The sequence below is a fragment of the Companilactobacillus halodurans genome, assembly GCF_009600995.1.
In the GTDB taxonomy this organism is placed as follows: domain Bacteria; phylum Bacillota; class Bacilli; order Lactobacillales; family Lactobacillaceae; genus Companilactobacillus; species Companilactobacillus halodurans.
On sequence record NZ_VDFO01000021.1, the window covers coordinates 1 to 21366 of the forward strand.

The following is a 21366-nucleotide window of genomic DNA, read 5'->3' on the forward strand; positions in this document are numbered from 1 at the left end:
TAAGCGTATCAATCTTCAAATTTTTTGGCTCCGAGCAAGCTCGTCAGCCAAATAAAAAACAGCTAGACCAATTATGATCTAACTGCTTATGTAAACTGCCATCAACTTAATTTGACGAACAGCCATTTTTTATTTTACCAAGCTTGATCAACAGGACCAACAGTAAATTCATTGACAGTTGTGTCTTCTGGCGTATCGATAGAAAAAGCAACGACATTAGCCACTTTATCAGCTGAGAGTTCAGTTTGAGCTCTCACTTCAGCTTCACCTTTAGCAACTGCTTTATCAGGAATGTGACTAGTTAATTCTGAATGAACGGCAGCTGGGTAAATAACTGAAGTCCGAATGTGTTCATTATTTTGGGCACATTCCATTCTCAAAACTTCCATCAAATCTTTGACGCCCCATTTAGTGGCACCATAAACGGCACCGCCTGGATAGGCCTTTATGCCAGCAACTGAAGATGTGGCAATGATTTGTCCAGAATGTTGTTTACGAAATTCTGGCAAGATAGCAGCAATTCCGTAAAGAACGCCTTTCAAATTGACGTCAATCATCAAATCCCAATCTTCAACACGAAGTTCTGATAATGGAGAATTTGGCATCACGCCAGCATTTAGATAGATGACATCGACATGACCAAATTTTTCTTTAGCAAAATCGACCAGCTTTTGACTGTCTTCACGTTTGGTCACATCCGTTTTTTGATAAACTGCTTGACCGCCAGCATCCTTGATTTCACTAACAATTTTACTTAATTTATCAGTGCTTCTAGCACCCAAAACAACTTTCGCACCTTCGTGAGCCAACTTTTTAGCCGTAGCCTCACCAATACCAGAGGATGCGCCTGTAATAATAACAACTTTATCTTTAATCATATAAAAAGGCCCTCCAATTTTGTTTTCACATTAATTGTAAGAGCCCTTTCAAAAATAGTTAAATACTTATATTCTATGGTAATTGATAACTTTTAATTATAATTTAAAATAATTTTCCAAAAAGATAGCCAATCCGTCATTTACATTAGCTTCCGTCACATAATTAGCTTGTTTTTTAACTTCTTTTAGGCCGTTACCCATGGCGACTGATAATTTAGCCTCTTGCATCATCCCAACATCATTCATGCCATCGCCAAAAACGAAGGTGTGATTGGAATCTACATTTTGCTCCAATTGAATTTGTCTAACAGCTGTTCCTTTGTCAGTTTTAAGTGGAATCATTTCTAAATTACGAGGATTTGACGATGAGATTCGCAACATCTTTGTTTTCAACAAATTGTCGTGCGCTTCTTTTAATTCAGAATCTTTCCCACGACTCAATACGACGCCATTGGTAATTTCATCCTCAATCTCTTTAAGTTCTGACAAATTATTGATTTCCCTATAACCAAATGAATCGTCAAAATTACCAGCATTTTGAGCAATAAAATCAGGGATTCTTTCAGTAAAGTAGGCCTTTTTAGGTGTAAACAACATCATTGGCAACTTATTGACCTGAGTAATCTTATAGGCCATTTCAACAACTTTTCCACCCAATTTAGTAATTTCTTGACCATTCCTACCGTCAAAGACTGCTCCATTAGAAGTAATCATCTTGACTTTGGGATTCAACAATTCCTGAGTAATCCTTGCCAATTCATACATTCTGCCAGTGGCAATATAAAATTGCACATCTTGTTTTTGTAACTTTTCAATGACCGATTTCGTTCGCTTAGAAATATGTTTATGGTCAGCTGACAACAGCGTTCCATCAAGATCCATAAAAACTAAATATTTTGGCATAGCTATCTTCCTCATAATATATTAGATAATTATACCTTCTATTGTAGCAAATTATTGAAACCGATTACTTTTTATTTTGAGAATAATACTCTAATCGGTATGGTGAGTCCATTGACCAATCAAAACTATTAAGCCAATTATACTTCCTACGATGTAAAAAATAATTTCCAAATCATCTTTTAGGTCTGATGCTTTTATATTTTTGCCCTTTTTCATAAAATTCATCCTCCTTAAAATTCTAATAATCCTGAATCAATTTTAACATAAGTACATATTTGCACTTACAGCCGTATCAATTTTAATGAACTTACTTTAATTTTTTTAACTCAAAAAGGATACTTCCATTTACTAGGGAGTATCCTTATTTCTTATCTTATTTAGAATTTTTAATCACACGAAAAACGGCGCTGTCACGAAAATAAGTTTTAAATTTAGGATTCAATTCTTTATCCGTTATTAAAACATCAACTTGTTGACAGTTAGTTACAACATAAGGCGAAGTTTTAGTGGTAGTAAACTTGTATTCCTGGGTTACTAATACTATTTTTTTACCCCGTTGAATAGCTTTTCTTAAAATTGCCGCATCAGCTTTACCCATCACCGTAATATCGCCTTCATCGGTAATCCTTGAAGCACCGATAAAGACTCCATCAAAGACAAAATCGTTTAGTCTTACTAAGGTATCTAATGAAGAAGCATAACGATTGATTCGATCAACGACACCACCTAAAAGTTCAATTTTAGGAAATTTATTAGCCATCAAATGTTCAGCATTGTCAATGCCATGAGTAACAATAGTTGTGTCAACTTGTCCTAACAAATCACACAATTGAACCAAGGTTGTCGATGAACCGATGAAATATAATCTTCCTGGGAGAATATATGAAGCAGCAATTTTTGCCATTTCGGATTTGACTGGAGAAAGAATGTGTTTCCGGTTTAAAAATTCAGGGACCTCATTTTCAGTATTGACCATGATGCCACCATGGACTCTTAAAGCTTGACCAGTAGAGGTTAAATGTAAAATATCTCTTCTAGCCGTATCAAAAGCAACATTAAAGTAATCAGCTATTTGTTTAGTCGACAACCATCCATCGCTTTCTAATTTTTCCATGATTTGGGCTTCTCGTTTTTCTCTTGGAATCATGGACGATTCTCCTTCCAGTTCATTAATAAAAAGTAGTATTTTTGAAGTAATCCTAACTAGTAATCAACTTGATATTCATTTTTCTTAACAGTTAAATTATCTTTTTTCATAAGTCTAAAAACTCGTTTGTGATTAACTTGATAGCCAGATTTATGAAGCTCATTGGTGACAGTCCGGTAGCCGTATTCAGGGTGTTTAGTTTTGATTCTTCTGATTTGTTTTAAAATCTCTTCATCAAACTCGACTTTTTCTTCGACATGGTCATTTAAATTATCAGCGTAATAAATCTCACTATTAATAGATGTAAATGGCAAAATCTCGTATACCTTGAAGTCTGATTCACGCCTTAATTCTTTGACGGCATTAATTTCTAATTCAGTATTTTTCATTGCTGAATTAAGGCGTGAAGTTTTTTTAAATAAGCATTCTCAATGTGTAAATTACGATTTTCTTGCTCTAATTTATCTAATTTGTCGAATTCAAATTTATTCTTGCTCTTTTTATCCCGCTGACTATACAGTGCACTGACTCCACCAATATTCAGTTTCTTTTGCCAATTGGCAATCGTACCAGGATTACTGATATCAAAATTCAAAGCAGTTTTGGAATAACTAGCATTATGCTTACTCTTCCATTTTAAAACCTTTAGCTTATAATCGCCATCATAATCGTATCCAGAGGTTCTTTTTTTCAATCCAGCGACACCATACTTTTGATAACGTTGCGCCCAATTGAAAATACTGAAGCTGCTGATTTGATATTTTCGGCCCAAAACGACTGACCCTTCACCATTCAAATATTCATGTACAACTTTTAATTTCAAATCTAAATTAAATTTTGTCAAAGTAACGCCTCCTATAATCTCTTTTGATTACGGGAGGATTACCTCAAATATCTACTACCTTAAGATATTATTTCGTTTCAGCAACTTTGGTATCGTGATTAACCTCAGTTTTAGCAGCAACTAGAGATTGAAAGTTTTTAATGACATCCTTTGAATTAGTAATCATCACTAAAGTCACTGGATCTTTTTTAGCCTGTTTGATTTGGTCAAAATCGACTTTTACTAAAGGAGTACTGTTATCAACTTTATCGCCGACCTTGACTAAAGTTTCAAAAGGTTTTCCTTTCAAATCAACAGTGTCAATCCCAATATGAACTAACACTTCCATTTTTCCGCATTGCAAACCAACAGCATGCTTAGTTGGAAATAATTGGCTGATTTGCCCTTTTACTGGACTATAAATCGTTGAGTCTTTAGGATTAACGCCATAGCCTTCACCCATGGCACCGCTTGCAAAAACTTCGTCGCTAACATCCTTTAAATCCACTAATTCACCAGTGACAGGTGCATAGAAATCAGTTTTTCCTTTAAAATTAAACAATCCCATTATTCGTCCTCAATTCCTAAATAATCTTCGACTTCGGGTCCAATAGTCGAAACTTTCGTTCCATAGATAACTTGGACACCAGTGCCGTGAATTACTGTTCCGACAGCTCCAGTTGACTTAAGTAAATTCTTCTTAACGCTCGATGGATCCTTTACGCTTACACGTAAACGTGTGGCACAAGCTTCCAGTGTACTGATATTCGTCTTTCCACCTAAGCCTTCAACGATAGTTGCTGAAATAGCATCATCAGAGTTATTTGAACCAGTTGAAACTGCGTTGTCTGACTTTTTGTCATCAACATATTCTTGTTTTGTGTGTAGAGTTGCTTCTTCATCATCATCTTCACGACCAGGAGTCTTGAGATTGAATTTTTGAATCGCAAATCTGAATACAAAGTAATACAAAGCAAAATAGAAAATCATAATTGGAATCAAAGCCATCCAATTAGTCCGTGCTTGACCAGGTAAAATTCCGTAAAGAATCATATCTAGCAAGCCACCAGAGAATGTGAATCCAACACCAACTTTTAATAGTGAAACAAAGACTGCAGAAAATGCAAAGAGTACACAGTGAATGCCCCAGAATAAGAATGGTGAAGCAAACAAAATAGTGAATTCTAGTGGTTCAGTAATACCAGTTAAAATTGATGTCAAAGATGATGAAAGCAACAATCCTTTAACATCCTTACGCTTGTTCTTTTTAGCACAGTGATACATTGCTAAAGCTGCAGCTGGGAAACCACAAATCATAACTGGGAATTCAAAGGCAAAGTATCTAGCAGCTTGCCATGAGATATGTTGTCCGGCAGCCAATTGTGCAAAGACAATGTTTTGAGCTCCAACAACTGTTTTACCAGCAATATGTGCTGTTCCACCGACGGCTGTTTGCCAAAATGGTAGATAAAAGACGTGGTGCAAACCAAATGGAATCAGTGCACGGTAAACGTAAGCATAGAAGAATGTTCCTACATAGCCAGCTTTACCAATCAAATAACCTAAACCAGAAATCCCCATGGCGATATATGGCCATAACCAAGCCATCAAAAATCCACCAACGATACCAGCTAAAGCTCCGGCAATAGGACTAAAGTGTGTCCCACCAAAGAATGAAATGGCATCAGGAAATTTAATCTTGTAATACTTATTGTGTAACCAAACACAGATCAATCCGATAAAGATACCACCGAAAACACCTGTATCCATAGTATTGGTGAAACCGAGCATATTAGTTAAGAGTCCACCAATCTTCTTCAAACGTTCCAATTCACCAAAGTTAGTAATGGCACTAGTCATTGTGGCATACATCATAAAGTAACCAACTAATGCTGAAAGAGCAGCAACACCCTTTTCACTTTTAGCTAGACCTAATGCAACTGAAACAGCAAAAAGTAGACCTAAATTATTAAAAATAACACTTCCACAATCATTGAAGATTGTTAATAAACTATTTAAAAAGGTACCTGGTCCTAAAATTGCTTGTAAATGATACATTTTAATAAACGAAGCACCTGTAAATGAAGCACCAACCCCTAGGAACAATCCAGCGATTGGCAATAAAGCAATCGGAAGCATAAATGTTTTACCAACGTTTTGCAACGCTGCAAAAGTTTTACTTCCACCTTTATTTTTTGACATATTCAAACCCTCTTATTTAAGACGGTTATCGATAACCAAGTAAAATTTCAATGTACATGTTTTCATTCGTTAATTAACAATTTCTATACTAGCATGATTCATCGCCAAGATACTTAAAACGATTGTATTTCTGAAAACTGTTTCAGTACTTTTCAGCATTTGAAGAATTTAACGCTTATTTTAAATAAGCATTAGCTCAATTTTATTCAATGAATGCTTATGTAGCAGCGTTTTTAAACTTTTTTAAATGCTGATTCAATTCTTTTAAACAATTAATTGCCTGTAATATTTTCAGATTCTAGGAATTGGGCCAGTTATTTTACATTTTTTCATATTTTTGAGCATTTACACTTGCTGTGAAACGCGTTCGATAAACTACTATAAAGATGAATTAAGAAAGGTGCGTGGAAAACGTGTTTGCATATATTCAAATTATTGATAGTCAAAATAAAGTTTCTTATGGATATGTCAATTTTGCTTTCTCCAACGACGTCTTATCCATTACTACATTAAAAGGTATGAAACATTCACCTGTTATAAAGATTCCAATATCACAAATTTCTGATATTTCAGAAGATAATTATTACAGTTGGAATCGTATTAAATTTACTTATAACAAAGAGCAATATTCCTTTATTTATAGCGGTTTCGGTGAATTTGATTATCTCAAAGAGCATCTTATGCAAAGTATTTTGGCATAATTATGGAACAACAAAAAGGACCTCTACTATCTATTATTGTTTTAGGTAGTAGGGGTCTATTATTTTAATTTAAATTAATATTTTTTTGACTGACCATTGTATCAACTTTTAAAGTCTTGATTTCCAAATCAGAAACTCCGATTAGGATTTTCTTAAGTTGATCAAGGCTTTCATTTAAATCGTTTTGATTCTTATAAATATCGAATAAAACAAACTGATTAGGCTGATCTTTGATAGTAGCTTTATAGCTGGTTATTTGACTATTTAACTTTGATAATTCCGTTTTAATTTTTGATTTATTTGCTGAATCAGTTGAGAATTCAACCAATCGGGCCAAATAGGGATTTTCCCCACTAACGGAAAAGCCCTTATTTCCACTTAACAAGCTTTCCGGCTGTAATTCTGTCACATCACGTCCAGTAACGATTTTTTGAGCAACTTTAGCAAAATGCTTAAATTGCGGCGACTCAGCATGGATTTGATAATGTGCTTGATCTTGGTACATTTCAAAAATGTAATTGATGGTGCCACTTTTATCAGCATGGGTAGCATACATAGCCAAAGTTCCTGCTTCATTTTGATGTGAAGTGAGTAAATTATTGACGCCTTCTGCAACAAAATCATCACGATCTTTTTCATTAGTTATCAGACGATACATTCGAAAAATTGGTATCTTTTGTAATTCCATCTTAATCACCTTCACTTTTTAAAGCTGGCAATTTTTCAATAACCTTGGCTGGAACGCCACCGACAACTGTATTATCAGGTACATCTTTTACCACAACAGCTCCTGCTCCAATAATGACGTTATTGCCAATATGAACTCCACCAATAATAGTGACATTGCCACCAATCCACACATCATTGCCAATTGAAATGGGTTGCGTATAACTAATCAAATAATGGCTGCCATCTTCTCTAGTCCCAAAACGTTTAGTAGCGTCCATATTATGTTCGCCGCAATAAAATTTTACATCTGGAGCAACGATTACGCGGTCGCCAAAAGTAATTCGATTAGAATCTTGAAAGTAACAGTTGCCATTGATAAAGTCGTCATCCCCAAAACTGATATGTGCACCATAGACAGCTCCAAAAGTTCCATTAATTGTCAAACGTTGCCCAACTTTACCAAACAAATCTTTAATATCTTTTTCTCGAGTTGCTTGATCTGTTTCTGTATTGATTGCTTGAACTAATCGTTTACCTTTAGCAATCATCTGTTGCAACTCCTTATCGCGATAATCATAATCTTTTCCTGCTAATAGTTTTTCGTGTTCAGTCATTGACATACTAGATGCTCCCTTAAAAAGTTATTTTTCAAAATTAATTTGGCGAATCTTTTTAGCTGGACTTCCAACAACAATACTATTGGGTTCAACATTTTTGGTCACAACTGAAGAAGCTCCAACAATAGAATTCTCGCCAATCGTTACACCCGGTAGGACGGTTACATTAGCGCCCAACCAAGCATTATTTTTAATGTGAATAGCATGAGTGATTAAATTCTGCCGTTTACTAGGATTCTCATCATGATTAGCTGTTATTAGATTTACTCTTGGTCCTAATTTGACGTTAGAATCAATCCAAATTCCACCCAAATCAATAAAGAAACAATCCTTATTAATAAAAACATTATCCTTAACGAAAGTATGACAACCTAAATCGGCATTAAATGGTGCTTTAATATCGGTTGTGCTAGGAATTTGATAACCAAACAAATGACTGAATAATTGTCTTCTTTCATTTTTAGAATGATAGGTTTGATTGATTTTAGTAATAATTTTGGAATTCTCTTCAACAATTCGATCGATTATTTCAAAATCCGTTTGCGTATAATCTAGTTTCCCACCTTTGAGAGCTTTTTCCAGCGTAGAATTTTTTGACTCATCCATTTTTTAACACTTCCTATATTCCAAGACTAATCGCATCTGTTGGACTTGTCTAATACTTATATCACATTGGCAGTTATTCAATTAATGAATATGATAAAAAGCGAATGGAAATTAACTTTTTTCCCACTTAAAACAAAATAAGCCGAGGCAATCAAAATCGATTACCTTAGCTTATTTTCCTTAATGCTCGAAAGCTGACCAGATTATATCCTGCTTTCGTTTAAACTGTTAATTCAATTTGATTTCCCTCAGGGTCACAAACTACGCTTTCATAATAGCCATCCCCGGTGACACGTGGACCACTAAGGTGTTTATAGCCAGCAGCCTCAATTTCTTTAGTCAAGCTGTCAACTTCTTCCTTAGAGCCTAGTGACATGGCAATGTGCATGTAGCCAACTGGATAACCAGAAACCCGATGCTTATTTAGATCTTCCCGAGTCCCGACTTCTAGTCTTGCTCCATCAGGAAAAGTCAAAAATTGTGACGAAAAGGTCGTTACCGGATTGTGATATTTAGCTGAGGCAGTAGCTTTAAAAAATGTCTCATAAAAGTCGACTGTCTTTTTTAAATCGTGAACGAATAAACCTACATGTTCGATTTGCATAAAACCCCTCTATTTCATTCTTAATTACCGATTATAATTTACGATATTGATATTTATTAGTGTAACTTACTTCTGCACCCTTTTTCAAAACAGTATTGCCGAAATCATCGTGATTGATAGCGTCAGGTAAGGTCTGTAACTCCATAGCTAAAGAACTATAATCATAATTTTTGTTCTTTGCCTCATCTTTTGGATTGGCTGTAAAAATAACCATGCCGTTTCGATCTGTATAAAGGTCAACGGCGCGTTTATCAGATTTAATTGTTGCTGCTTTATCACTAACTACAAAAACGTCATCGAATTCATATTTACGCAATGGCTTCAGTTGTTTCAAGCCTTGACCAATTGTCTTAAAATCGTTGAAATCATAAGCATTAGTTGTTGTTAATAGTTTCCCAGTTGGCACCTTGCCTTCATCAACATCCAAGAAATGCTTGGAATTAATTTGTAATTGTTGCTGACGAATATTTTCTGAACCAACATCAAAATAAACGTGGCAAGTTGGATTAAATAATGTATCGTGATCAGTCTTAGCATGATAAGTAATAGAAACTTCGTCATCTTCACTGAGACTATAACGAACCTCAACTTTTAGAGTACCTGAAAAACCATCCTCTCCTTTAACAGTATGACTTAAAAAGACCGAATTATCATCAACTGCTGCTTCATTAAAGTTTTGATATTGTAAACCATTTTCTCCACCATGCAGCAAGTTTTGACCTTCATTAGGTTTCATTTGATAATCAATACCATCAATCGAGAATTCAGCATTTTTGATTCGACCAGCAACTCGTCCAATCGTCTTACCTACTTGATAAGGCGTCTTGATGTAATCGGTCAAATTATCGAAGTGTTCAATCAGTGAATGCTTCTCACCATCTTCAACAACTTCAAAATTTTGCCAGGTTGCAGCATAACTTAAAACGCTGATACTAGTTTGATTCTGATTCGTTATTTTATAAAGGTAGACTGGTTCTGTACCTATTTTTCCAAAAGTTGTTTTCGTTACTGACATATTTACCCTCGCTTCTCTACAATTATCTAATATCTTCTATTGAATCAGACATTTAATTTACGTTTCATTGCTGACTCAATATTCTCTAGAGTTACTTCTGATGTGTCTTTGAAGTTAATATCAGCTTCATTCAAAATTTCAGGATCGCCAATACCAACTGAAATTTCACCAGCACCATTAATCGAAGTAATACCGGCAACAGCATCCTCTAAACCAATACATTCTTCTGGCTTAAGATTAAGAACTTGAGCTCCACGAACATAAATTTCTGGATCTGGCTTGCCATGTTTCAAAGTAGCAGGATCGACACGCGCATCAAAATATTTATTCAAATCTAAAGCTTCCAAAACTCGAGGCGAGTTCTTTGAAGATGAAGCTAAAGAAATCAAATAATTATGAGCCGACAAATCTTCAATGAACTTCTCCATACCAGGCAAAATTTCAGATTTGTCTAGTGACTTCAAAAGCTGCAAGTAGTTGTCGTTTTTTTCTTCAGCTAGACTTGCCTTTTGCTCGTCAGAATAGTCATTTTCCTTATTGCCTGATTTTAAAATAAGATTCAATGAATCCATTCTGCCAACACCCTTAAGTTGGTTTGCCAAATCTGTTGTCCAACTAACTCCTACTTTATCAGCTAATTGGTGCCAAGCTTTGGCGTGGTAGACTGATGTATTAGCAATCACACCATCTAAATCGAAGATAAATCCCTTGATCTGTTCGAATTTTCCCATATTTTATATTAGCTCCTTTGATAAAAGAGTGCCTGAATATATCTATCCAGACACTCTTATTTTACAATTATTTAAGCAAAAGTGGCTTATCATGCACTTCAATTTGAAGTGGTTCTCCAGAAATAAGTTTGAAGTGAGATCCATCCTTTTGAACACAAACTTCAATTACACGTCCTCTGAAGACTTGTCTAAATGAATAACCATTCCATTTTTCTGGTAAAAATGGTTTATAACTCAAGGTTCCATCATCATGAACACGCATTCCAGCGAACCCTTGAACCATTGCGAGCCATCCACCGGTCATTGAAGTAATGTGCAAACCATCTGCGGTGTCATTATTATAATTGTCTAAGTCTAGTCTAGCGGTTCTCTCATATAATGCAACCGCTTTCTGCTCATAGTGCAAATCAGATGCCAAAACAGAATGAATTGCAGGTGAAAGACTGGATTCATGGACTGTCAATGGTTCATAGAAATCGAAGTTACGTTTCTTCTCACGTTCAGTAAACTTATCAATAAAGTCCCAAATGCCTTGAAGAACATCTCCTTGTTTGATATAAGGCGAACGTAAAATCTTATCCCAGGACCAATGTTGATTGATTGGCAATTGATCCTTAGGAATGGAGCTAACAGGTTTGATATCTTTATCCAAGAAGCCATCCTGTTGAACGAAAATTCCGAGATCTTCGTCAAATGGCAAATACATTTTCTCGATAATATCTTGCCATTGAGCTTTTTCTTCATCGGAGACATTTAACTTTTTAGCTTGTTCTGCAGAAACTTCGCCAAGAACTTTTAAGGTATATTTCAAAGTCCATTTAGCTAAGAAATTCGTGTACCAGTTGTTGTCGCCATTATTTTCATACTCGTCAGGACCTGTAACGCCATAAATCATGTACATGCCCTTACGTTTGCTAAAGTGGACCCGGTCAGCCCAAAAGCGTGATATCTCTGTCAAAATCTTGCTGCCTTCCTTTAATACGAAAGACTTGTCGCCGGTATAACGTGTGTAATTATAAATTGCAAAAGCTATATCGCCGTTACGGTGGATTTCCTCAAAGGTAATCTCCCATTCGTTATGACATTCGATACCATTGAAGGTGACCATTGGAAATAGAGCACCCTTTAAACCTTGTTGCTTGGCGTTAACAAAGGCTCCATCCAATTGATTATAACGATACATCAACAAATTACGCGATACTTCCGGATTAGTGATTCCTAGATAAACTGGAATACAGAATGCTTCAGTATCCCAATAAGTTGCACCGCCATACTTCTCGCCAGTAAATCCTTTAGGGCCAATATTCAAACGTGAATCGGCTCCAGAGTATGTGGTGAATAATCCGAAGAGATTAAACCGCATCCCTTGTTGAGCATCAACATCGCCATCAATTTTAATATCTGATTGATTCCAACGTTGTTCCCAAACGTTTTGATGAGATGCAAATAAATCATCATATGAAACTTTGGAAATTTTTGCAGAAATGCCTTCCATTGCATCCCGCAGATCGTCGACCGAGTCATAATCACGAGAAGTTACCACAACGACACGCTTTTCAATAGTTTTAGTCTCGTTAGGCTGCAAGGTATCTAAAAAGATTTGACTGGTTTCTAAATCGGTTGTTTCATGTCCAACTTGCGTGAGGTCAGTAACATAACTTGCTTGCATGCCAGAAGTAAATCTAGGCGTTCCAAAATCGTTTGGTTTGGTTTCTGCAATGATACTGTCGTCAGTAATTTCTAACACTTGCCAGAAGCGTTCATCATAATTAGCATCTTCATTTCTGACATCAGCATCTAAAGCAGAAATAACTTTAATATCGACTGGGTCTTTAGATAAATTTTCAAAACTAACTTTTTGAATCGATAACTCTCTTTGAGCGCTGCTTAAAAATCTTCTAAAATTAAACTTAACTTTGGCATCGCCTTTTTCAACGACAAAACTACGCGTCAAGGTGGCGTTTTGCATATTTAAATCTAATTTAAAATCACTGATCGTATCTTTATTTAAATCTAATTTTGAATCATTAATTAAAAAATTCATTTTTATGAAGTTGACAGCATTGATAACTTTTCCAAAATACTTTGGATAGCCATTTTTCCACCAGCCGACACGGGTTTTATCTGGATACCAAATACCAGCAAGGTAAGTTCCAGGAAGACTATCACCAGAATAATCTTCTTCAAAATTACCACGCATGCCCATGTAGCCATTTCCAAGGCTGGTCATACTCTCTTGGAGTCGTTTATTTTTCTTATCTAATTTGTGGGTCACAATATTCCAAGGATCGACCTCAAAAATTCTTTGCATTAATTTACACCTTCCTACTAAAAAAGGTAATCAGGTAAACAATACCCAATTACCTTTTAAAAATCCTTAAAGAATCGTTTCGTCTGTATCTTTGTCAAAGTAATGTGCTTTTGTCATTTCAAAAGCCATTTGAACGTCATCGCCAGGTTTGTGATGATCACGTGAATCAACTTTTGCAACAAAGTCAGTTCCGCCGACTTTTGAATAAAGAATTGATTCAGCACCTAGTAATTCTGAAACTTGGATCTTAGCATTTATTAAGGCATCAGGGAAAGCTTGAATAGCAACTTCTTCAGCATGAACGTCTTCTGGACGAATACCGAAAGTAACTTCCTTACCAACATAGCCTTTCTTTTCGAGAACTTTATATTGACCTTCAGGAACAGCAATGTTTAAACCGCCATTATTGACAATTTTGCCGTCTTGAATTTTGACATCAAAGAAGTTAGTTGCAGGTGAACCAATGAACCCAGCAACGAACTTGTTAGCTGGCTTGCTGTACAATTCAGCAGGTGTTCCGACTTGTTGCATCTTACCATCATTCATAATGACGATTCGATCCGCCATAGTCATAGCTTCAACTTGGTCGTGAGTAACATAGATAAAGTTACGTCCCAAACGTTGGTGCAATTGAGCCAATTCAGTACGCATCTGAACTCTCAATTTAGCATCCAAGTTTGACAATGGTTCATCGAGCAAGAATAAATTTGCATCACGGACAATCGCACGTCCTAAGGCAACACGTTGTCTTTGACCACCTGAAAGAGCAGCAGGTTTACGTTTTAGATAAGGTGTCAAGCCTAAAATATTAGCAGCATCATCAACACGTTTTTTAGTATCTGCTTTATCGTTTTTACGGATATTCAAACCAAAGGCCATATTATCGTAAACGGTCATATGTGGATACAAAGCATAATTTTGGAAAACCATCGCGATATCACGATCTTTTGGTTGGACTTCATTCATGACTTTGCCGTCCATCTTGAAGTCGCCTTTTGTAATATCCTCCAAACCCGCTATCATGCGCAATGTGGTGGATTTACCACACCCGGAAGGTCCAACGAAGACAATAAATTCACCATCTTTAATGTCTAGGTTGAAATCACTAACTGAATAGTCAGTATTACCTTGATAGCGTTTATAAATGTGTTCCAAATTTATTTTTACCATTTCTAACGCTCCTTTTATTTTTTGACTTCCAGTTAACTAATAAGTTTAATCTTACTAATCAATCTAGATGTGTAACCCACACCCAAAGTCAATCCTTTTTAGCTATTTGACCACCAAGCAATCTGTAAGATATGTATGTTGCAAGCGATACGCTGCAGACCGCGCTTAGAAAAGCCAGTTGCAAAACAAAATTCATCAAGATCAAGATTAAAAATACAATTACGGAAACTATGATTGGTAGGGGTTTAGAAACTAGTAAAGTCAAAATGTTGTTAAATTTGTGGGTCGCCAGTTGAAAGTTTGTCGCTACCAATACCATGAAATATACAAAGGTAAAAGTTAAAACAACTGTGTGCCACTGAGTATTTCCAAAAGTAATCTTATTCAACACAATGAAGATACTAGCAACTAATCCTAATCCAAAATTGATTCGATAGTTTTTCTGAAAATCAAACCATTTTTTAAAAAAATACTTGAAGAAACTTACGCTGCCGTTCACTTGCCACTCTTGAACTGTCGCAAAACTTGCAGTCAGACCGGGCATCGTGAAAACAGAAAACATTAACCAAAGAATGAATAACATCATGTAAAACATGACTGATAATTTTAAATTGAACAAAACTATTGCGGTTAAAATTAACGAAAAGTTCAGAATGAAGAATGAGAAATTAATCGTAAACAACGACCAAAGCCAATTCCCACTCGCCATTAATTTTTGACCATTCTTAGATTTTAAATTGATCACAATAATTTCGTCCTTTCTTTAATTACTTAACAGCACCATCAGTAACACCTTTGATAATCCATTTTTGAGCAAATAGATAGAAGATGATAACTGGGATGATGGAGATGGTGATACCAGCTAGGGCCAAATGCCATTGCTTTGTGTATTCACCAAAAAAATTGAACATCTGAAGTGGAATCGTGTATTGTGCTTGTGGCAATACTAGTGATGGCAATAGATAATCATTCCAGATAGCAATGATGTTCAAGATTGCAACTGTAACTGTGATGGGACTAAGCATTGGGAAGATTACCTTGGTAAAGATCTGCCAACGACTTGCCCCTTCCATTTCAGCTGATTCATCCATTGCGATAGGGATACTTGATAATGTACCTTGATACAAGAAGACTGACAAACTGCAGTCAAATCCGAGATACATAATAACTAGGCCCCACATATTTAGAAAATGTACAGCACCGAAGTTTGCTGTTAAAGGAATCATAACTGATTGAAATGGAATCAACATTGCGGAAATAAACAATAGAAGCAATCCACTGCTCAATTTACTGTGATTTCTTTGAAGTGCGTATGCAGCCATCGAAGAACATAAAATGAGGACCAATACACTGCAAACGGTAATAATTAGCGAATTCGTCAATGAAGCGATAAAGTGCAAAGCCTGAAATGAATTGACGTAGTTATCGCCGGTACTAGGATGTGGTAACGATAGTACTGAAGCGAAAATCCCTTTAGGTGTCTTAAATGAGTTCGTCACGATTAAATAAAATGGGAACAGCCATAAGATACCTATTAAGAGTCCGATGATTCCAATGATAGTTCTACCTTTCTTAGTCATTAGAGATCAGCCTCCCTCTTACGGTTATAAGCAACTTGCAAAAGCGAAATTGCGGCAACAATGACAAAGAACACGATAGCTTTAGCTTCTGACAAGGAGAAGTTAGCTGAATTATAAGCGGTATTAACGATATCCATCGCTAACATTTGTGTTGAATTGTATGGACCACCATTTGTCAATGACAAGTTTTGATCATAAATCTTAAAACCGTTTGATAATGTTAAAAACATGCAAACTGTAAATGCTGGAGCGATCATTGGGAACGTAATCTTTGTGAAACGTTGCCATGCAGAAGCTCCATCAATCTTTGCAGCTTCAATGATTTCACCAGGAATATTTTGTAGATAGGCGATATAAATGATCATGATATAACCACTCATTTGCCATACCGTAACAATTACTAAGCCCCAAAAACCAGTGACCTCATTAGTCAACCAATTTTGTAGCCAATCCATATGCAAAGCATTACCTAAAGCCTGGAAGCCTTGAGTAAAAATGAATTGCCAGATGAAACCTAAAATTAAACCACCAATCATATTTGGCATGAAGAAAATCGTACGTAAAAAGTTGTTTCCCTTAAACTTTTGTGTAACTAATAGTGCTAATCCCAAGCCTATTACGTTCAGCATTATGACAGTGACAATTACAAACCCCACTGTAAACCAAAAGGCGTTAACAAACGCCTTATCGTGAAGCAATGTAATGTAATTTTGAAATCCTACCATTTTGGTAAAAGTTAAACCGTCCCAGTCGGTAAATGAATAGAACAGCCCTTCAATTACCGGAATAAATACTACCAAAGCTAACGCAACGAGGGTTGGCGTTAAAAATAGCCAAAACGAAAGACTTCTATTTTTCATATTCATTGCCCTCTTTTGTAACTCTTAGTTAATTAGATGATTTTTGTTGTTTAGCCCAACCATCAGTCATATTTTGTACTGTCTTATCCCAGCTTTGTTTGCCAGATAAGTACTTTTGTAGATTTGGTTGTGCAACGTCTGGATCCCATGAAGTACCAGTGTATCCTGGGAATGCCCAGCCTGTTGTCTTGTGTTCTTGAGTATATTTGAAGACTACAGATGTTAATGGATCACTCATCTTGTAGTTGCTGAAACCTTTGTAAGCAGGTACGAAGTGCAATTTATTAACAACATCTTTCTTACCAGCTTTAGATGTGTATAGCCAATCTAAGAAGTCTTTAGCAGCTTTTTGTTCTGTCTTTGACTTTTGACTATTAACAGCCCAGTACAATGATGTACCAACTGGCAATTTGCCTTCTTCACCAGGTACAGGAATAGGAATCATACCGATGTCATTTTGTGCGAAGTTCTTATCAATACCTTCAACTGTTGGATAAATCCAGTCACCTTGTTGAATCATGGCTGTCTTACCTTGTGAGAAGTATTGGTTAACTTGTGCAGAATAATCCAATTGCATAACTGGCTTGATTGAGTAGTTCTTTTGAAGATCAAGCATTGTCTTCATATCAGCATTTTTTGTAAATGGCATTTTCTTTGATTTGTAAAGTTTTTGTGCATTGCCATTATAATCTTGTGCAATATAAAGATTTGCCAAGTGATCAGACATGATCCAAGCTTCTTTACCAGGTAAAGCAAAGACGCCTTTAATGCCTAATTCACTCTTTTGAGCATCCAATTGTTTAACAGCAGCTTCAAGTTTGTCAACTGTTGTCAAGCTTTCTGGATCGATACCAGCCTTTTCAAAGACCTTCTTATTATAAACGAATCCATAACCTTCAACGTTGAATGGTAGTCCAACGGCCTTACCTTGGTCGTTCTTGACGGCATCCAATGTTCCAGGTTGAGCTGCTTTAGCAGCTTTTGTATCTGACAAATCTGCTTCATGTGCCTTGAATTGCTTGACATCAGCAGGACCAGCCAAACTGAAAATTGTTGGTGCATTACCAGATGAAATTCTGGTCTTTAAAACAGGATCGTATTGAGTACCACCACCGATAGATGTGACTTCAATAGTTACATTTGGATGGCTCTTCTCGTACTGTTTAGCAATTTGTTTGAATTGCTTGTTATTCTCGACCTTCCCTTGAAGGATCGTAATCTTAACGTTCTTGCCCGAAGACGAACTGTTTCCGCAACCGGCTAACATAAACGCTGCCCCAGCAGCTAAAGCAACAATTCCTAGGCGTTTTCCTAAACGCTTCCAGAAGTTCTTCTTCATTTCCAAAGCCCCCTATAAAAATTATTATATCTTTACTACACTTTTTATTATTGGTCCCAAATGGTTTATTTGCAACCGTTTTCAGAATGTTACCGATAACACAATTTAAAATTGCCCAATTTTGAGCAAAAAAAAACAGCTAAATCCTAATGGATTGCTGTTTTAGTCTTACCTTAATGGTTCTCCTTGAATAATAATTGGGTCATAGTCAATCTGTAAAATACCATCTTGGACCTGAACTAAGGAATTATTTATCATATTGGTATAGTTGTCACTTGGTAGATTAACAGGTACTTCACCTGAACCACCCTTAAGTGAAAAGAGACCAACTCTCAAAATATTCCCTAAACGATAAGTAACTTCCACAATATCGTCAAAAAGTGCGGTAATCCGATAGAAACCAGATGTTTGAATGTCGCTTTGACTTAATTCATGCATCGTCTTAATCAGATTTGTTAAATCCATCTTAGGTGAATCCCAATCTAATTTATCGCTGTTGAACAAATCTGGCGTATGCTTGAAGCCATATTCTTGCCCAGCATAAACTAAAGTTGAACCCTTTTGGAAAGCTGAAAAAGCTGTCCAATTGTACATATCGTTTTCGTTAATGAAAATACTGTGAGCTCTTGGCTGATCGTGATTCTCTAAGCCCCGCATCTTGATATAATTAGCAGGATAAATAACACCTTGAGTATTCAAAGCATCAACGTACTTCTTTAAGGTGATGTCGCCTTTCACATAGCTTCTCCAAATTGAATCGATATCGTAATCATACGTCATATCAAAAGCACTGTATAATTCGCTATCTGATGAGACGTGATAGCCCTTTTGGCCAAGTTCTTTTATATAGTCTTTACTTGTTGATTCTGCTAGCCAAATCGTCTTGGGGTTAACCTTAGCAACTTCTTTACGAGCCTCTTTCCAAAATTCGATTGGCACTTGGGGAGCAACGTCGCATCTGAAGCCATCGACGATTTTGGCATAACGTTTTAACGTCTCAATTTGATAATTCCAAAGTGCTTTGTGAGAATAATCTAATTCAGCCACATCAGTCCAATCGGGATTCTTATTGATCAAATTTCCATTGTGATCGTGTAAAAACCATTCTGGATGAACTTGTAGCAAGACTGAATCGCGTGATGTGTGATTATAGACGATATCAAGCATCACTTTCATCCCTAATTCATGAATCTTCTTAACTAATTCCGGAAAATCTTGCCATGTTCCCAATTTAGGATCGACAGCACGATAATCTTTAACTGAGTATGGTGAGCCTAATTTACCCTTTCTGTCTTTGCGACCGATCGGATAGATAGGCAACAGCCAAATACAATCTGTCCCTAAATCCTTGATTCGTTGTAAATCTGGTTCAATTGCTTTTAAAGTTCCTTCTTTTGTATGATTTCTGACAAAAATACTATAAATTTGCATTTTTCTTAATTTTATATCTGTCTGACTTGCCATTTTTACACCCCTCTATGATTTAGTTTCAAAAGCACAACTTCCCCATGGTTGAATTTTCAAAACGCCATCGACTACTTGGACGTCAGAGTTGGCCAGAACTGTATGCCACTTGCCAACTGGCAAATTGAAATTACTCTCTTGATCTGAAAAATTAACGACAACTAATCCACTTTGTTGCGGAGTCTTTCTCAAATAAGCATAAAATTGCGGTTTAGTAATCAATAATTGAAAGTTCCCATTTGTAAAACAGTCATGCTGTTTGATTTTCAACAGTTCTCTATAGAACATCATAATACTATTGGAATTTTTTATCTCCTCATCAACACAAATTGGTTCAGTTTTTGCCCAATTCCATGGTTGTTTTTTCGAGAAGCCGTAATATTTCGAGGTATCCCATTGCATTGGACCACGTGCCGTCATCTCATCTTGATTGTTCAATAATTGCAAAATATTTGAATCTTTATATCCCTTTTGACGTAATGTCTTAATTAAATCAAGAGCTCTTTGGTCATGAAAATTACTAATATGTTCATATTTTAATCCATGCATCCCAATTTCTTCGCCGTAGTAAATTACAGGGATGCCCCTTTGAAGGAATAATAAGGTAGCTAATAACTTAGTTACTCTCGAATCATTAACTGGTAAATTCAAGCGATCCAATACCCGACTGATATCATGATTGCCCCAAGTCAACGTTGGCAAACTAACTTGATCTAAGACGCTTTCCCAAGTTACATAGGTTTTCTTCAAAGAATCAAGCGATAATTTTCGTGATTGGAAAAATCTAGGTATATCGGCATTACTATCGTCAAAAATTTCTCCATAGTTATCTGAATTAACAACCACATCGCAGACATGTTCGTTTGGTCGAGTATATTCAGCGGCATCGCGAGCAGTGGCTGAAGATGCTTCCCCAAATAAGAAGACGTCCGGCTTTATTTGCTTGATTTCTTTAACAAAACCTGCCATATAGTTCTTAACTTTCGGTAATTTTGCATAAAATTGATCATCGATTGGAAACTTGGTCGAGTTATCGAGTGAATTTTGAGCAAAATTTGCCTTCGCAACATGAATAAAGGCATCTAATCTAAAACCATCGACGCCCTTTTCAATCCAGAACTTAGCAATATCAGCGATTGACTTTTGCACCTCTGGATTCTTCCAATTCAAATCAGGCATTCTCTTATCAAATAAGTGGAAATAATATTCTTTAGGATTGTGAGGATTCTTTTCCCAGACGCTGCCGCCGAAAAAAGAGCCCCAATTATTAGGTTCATGGCCATTTACTTCTTTATGCCAAATATAATAATCCTTAAAAATACTATTATCTTTTTCTACAGCATCTTGAAACCAAGGATGCTGATCAGATGTGTGATTGATCGGCAAGTCTAAAATGATATGCAAACCCAAACGATGAGCCTTTTCTATCATTTCTGAAAAATCATTCGTATCCCCGAGAATAGGATCAATCGCAAAATAATTTGAAACGTCATATCCATTGTCGACTTGTGGTGAAACGAAGATAGGATTGAGCCAAATCGTGTTGAAACCCATATCCTTTACATAATTTAAACGCTTGATTATCCCTTTGAGATCTCCGATACCATCATTGTTGGTGTCTTGGAAACTTTTGGGGTAGATTTGATAAATGATTGCTTTGTCGTACCAATTCACAATACATTCCCCCTCTTTGTAAACCCTTACACCTCAGTATAAAAAAGTAAACCTCACACTAGCAAGGTTTTA

The 21366-nt window shown here is 36.1% G+C and carries 23 protein-coding genes; 1 reads left to right on the plus strand and 22 read right to left on the minus strand.

Annotation, left to right across the window (positions count from 1 at the left end):
- Positions 1-134 precede the first annotated feature (134 nt).
- The 8 genes from FHL05_RS06555 to FHL05_RS06585 form a co-directional block, all read right to left on the minus strand.
- Positions 135-878: an SDR family oxidoreductase gene (locus tag FHL05_RS06555; protein ID WP_153384606.1), complete on the minus strand. Its 744-nt coding sequence runs from the start codon at positions 876-878 to the stop codon at positions 135-137.
- 96 nt (positions 879-974) lie between these two features.
- The gene (locus FHL05_RS06560) at positions 975-1781 is read right to left on the minus strand and encodes an HAD family hydrolase (RefSeq protein ID WP_153384605.1); all 807 of its coding nucleotides are present in this window, start codon (positions 1779-1781) and stop codon (positions 975-977) included.
- A gap of 90 nt (positions 1782-1871) precedes the next feature.
- Positions 1872-1997, minus strand: coding sequence for a hypothetical protein (locus tag FHL05_RS12710; protein WP_272950435.1), 126 nt, complete (start codon positions 1995-1997; stop codon positions 1872-1874).
- Positions 1998-2154: 157 nt separating this feature from the next.
- The gene (locus FHL05_RS06565) at positions 2155-2928 is read right to left on the minus strand and encodes a DeoR/GlpR family DNA-binding transcription regulator (RefSeq protein WP_153384604.1); all 774 of its coding nucleotides are present in this window, start codon (positions 2926-2928) and stop codon (positions 2155-2157) included.
- A 56-nt stretch (positions 2929-2984) separates the two neighbouring features.
- On the minus strand, positions 2985-3317 hold the full coding sequence (locus tag FHL05_RS06570; RefSeq protein WP_153384603.1) for an IS3 family transposase: 333 nt from the start codon (positions 3315-3317) through the stop codon (positions 2985-2987).
- Positions 3314-3772: a helix-turn-helix domain-containing protein gene (locus tag FHL05_RS06575; RefSeq protein ID WP_153384602.1), complete on the minus strand. Its 459-nt coding sequence runs from the start codon at positions 3770-3772 to the stop codon at positions 3314-3316. The genes FHL05_RS06570 and FHL05_RS06575 overlap by 4 nt, the downstream gene beginning before the upstream one ends.
- A gap of 67 nt (positions 3773-3839) precedes the next feature.
- Positions 3840-4319 carry a PTS sugar transporter subunit IIA gene (locus tag FHL05_RS06580; RefSeq protein ID WP_153384601.1) on the minus strand — a complete coding sequence of 160 codons (480 nt, stop codon included), beginning with the start codon at positions 4317-4319 and terminating at the stop codon, positions 3840-3842.
- Positions 4319-5953: a PTS transporter subunit EIIC gene (locus tag FHL05_RS06585; RefSeq protein ID WP_153522314.1), complete on the minus strand. Its 1635-nt coding sequence runs from the start codon at positions 5951-5953 to the stop codon at positions 4319-4321. Before FHL05_RS06585 ends, FHL05_RS06580 begins: the two co-directional genes overlap by 1 nt.
- 413 nt (positions 5954-6366) lie before the next feature.
- Between FHL05_RS06585 and FHL05_RS06590 the strand changes: the two genes are divergently transcribed.
- Positions 6367-6654, plus strand: coding sequence for a hypothetical protein (locus FHL05_RS06590; protein WP_153384600.1), 288 nt, complete (start codon positions 6367-6369; stop codon positions 6652-6654).
- 64 nt (positions 6655-6718) lie between these two features.
- Here FHL05_RS06590 and FHL05_RS06595 read toward each other — a convergent pair whose 3' ends face one another.
- From FHL05_RS06595 to FHL05_RS12765, 14 genes are all read right to left on the minus strand, one after another.
- Positions 6719-7342 carry a putative quinol monooxygenase gene (locus tag FHL05_RS06595; protein WP_153384599.1) on the minus strand — a complete coding sequence of 208 codons (624 nt, stop codon included), beginning with the start codon at positions 7340-7342 and terminating at the stop codon, positions 6719-6721.
- 1 nt (position 7343) lies between these two features.
- Positions 7344-7943 carry a sugar O-acetyltransferase gene (locus tag FHL05_RS06600; protein ID WP_153384598.1) on the minus strand — a complete coding sequence of 200 codons (600 nt, stop codon included), beginning with the start codon at positions 7941-7943 and terminating at the stop codon, positions 7344-7346.
- A gap of 21 nt (positions 7944-7964) precedes the next feature.
- Positions 7965-8546, minus strand: coding sequence for an LbetaH domain-containing protein (locus FHL05_RS06605; protein WP_153384597.1), 582 nt, complete (start codon positions 8544-8546; stop codon positions 7965-7967).
- Positions 8547-8766: 220 nt separating this feature from the next.
- Entirely contained in the window at positions 8767-9150 is a 384-nt protein-coding gene (locus tag FHL05_RS06610; RefSeq protein WP_153384596.1) for a VOC family protein, read from the minus strand.
- Between the two features lie 31 nt (positions 9151-9181).
- Positions 9182-10165 (minus strand): aldose epimerase family protein, encoded by a 984-nt coding sequence (locus FHL05_RS06615; RefSeq protein WP_153384595.1) that lies wholly within the window; start codon positions 10163-10165, stop codon positions 9182-9184.
- Between the two features lie 44 nt (positions 10166-10209).
- On the minus strand, positions 10210-10896 hold the full coding sequence (pgmB, locus tag FHL05_RS06620) for a beta-phosphoglucomutase (RefSeq protein ID WP_153384594.1): 687 nt from the start codon (positions 10894-10896) through the stop codon (positions 10210-10212).
- A gap of 67 nt (positions 10897-10963) precedes the next feature.
- Positions 10964-13207 (minus strand): glycoside hydrolase family 65 protein, encoded by a 2244-nt coding sequence (locus FHL05_RS06625; protein WP_153522316.1) that lies wholly within the window; start codon positions 13205-13207, stop codon positions 10964-10966.
- 66 nt (positions 13208-13273) lie between these two features.
- Positions 13274-14377, minus strand: a complete 1104-nt coding sequence (locus FHL05_RS06630) for an ABC transporter ATP-binding protein (protein WP_153384592.1) — start codon at positions 14375-14377, stop codon at positions 13274-13276.
- 88 nt (positions 14378-14465) lie between these two features.
- Positions 14466-15122, minus strand: a complete 657-nt coding sequence (locus tag FHL05_RS06635) for a hypothetical protein (protein ID WP_153384591.1) — start codon at positions 15120-15122, stop codon at positions 14466-14468.
- Positions 15123-15144: 22 nt separating this feature from the next.
- Entirely contained in the window at positions 15145-15957 is an 813-nt protein-coding gene (locus FHL05_RS06640) for a carbohydrate ABC transporter permease (RefSeq protein ID WP_153384590.1), read from the minus strand.
- Positions 15957-16817, minus strand: coding sequence for a carbohydrate ABC transporter permease (locus FHL05_RS06645; RefSeq protein WP_153522318.1), 861 nt, complete (start codon positions 16815-16817; stop codon positions 15957-15959). Before FHL05_RS06645 ends, FHL05_RS06640 begins: the two co-directional genes overlap by 1 nt.
- A gap of 28 nt (positions 16818-16845) precedes the next feature.
- Positions 16846-18156, minus strand: a complete 1311-nt coding sequence (locus FHL05_RS06650; protein ID WP_153384588.1) for an ABC transporter substrate-binding protein — start codon at positions 18154-18156, stop codon at positions 16846-16848.
- A 168-nt stretch (positions 18157-18324) separates the two neighbouring features.
- Positions 18325-19620, minus strand: a complete 1296-nt coding sequence (locus FHL05_RS06655; protein ID WP_153522320.1) for an alpha-amylase family glycosyl hydrolase — start codon at positions 19618-19620, stop codon at positions 18325-18327.
- Between the two features lie 12 nt (positions 19621-19632).
- Complete coding sequence (locus FHL05_RS12765; RefSeq protein WP_153522322.1) at positions 19633-21294, minus strand: alpha-amylase family glycosyl hydrolase; 1662 nt, start codon at positions 21292-21294, stop codon at positions 19633-19635.
- Between the last annotated feature and the right edge of the window lie 72 nt (positions 21295-21366).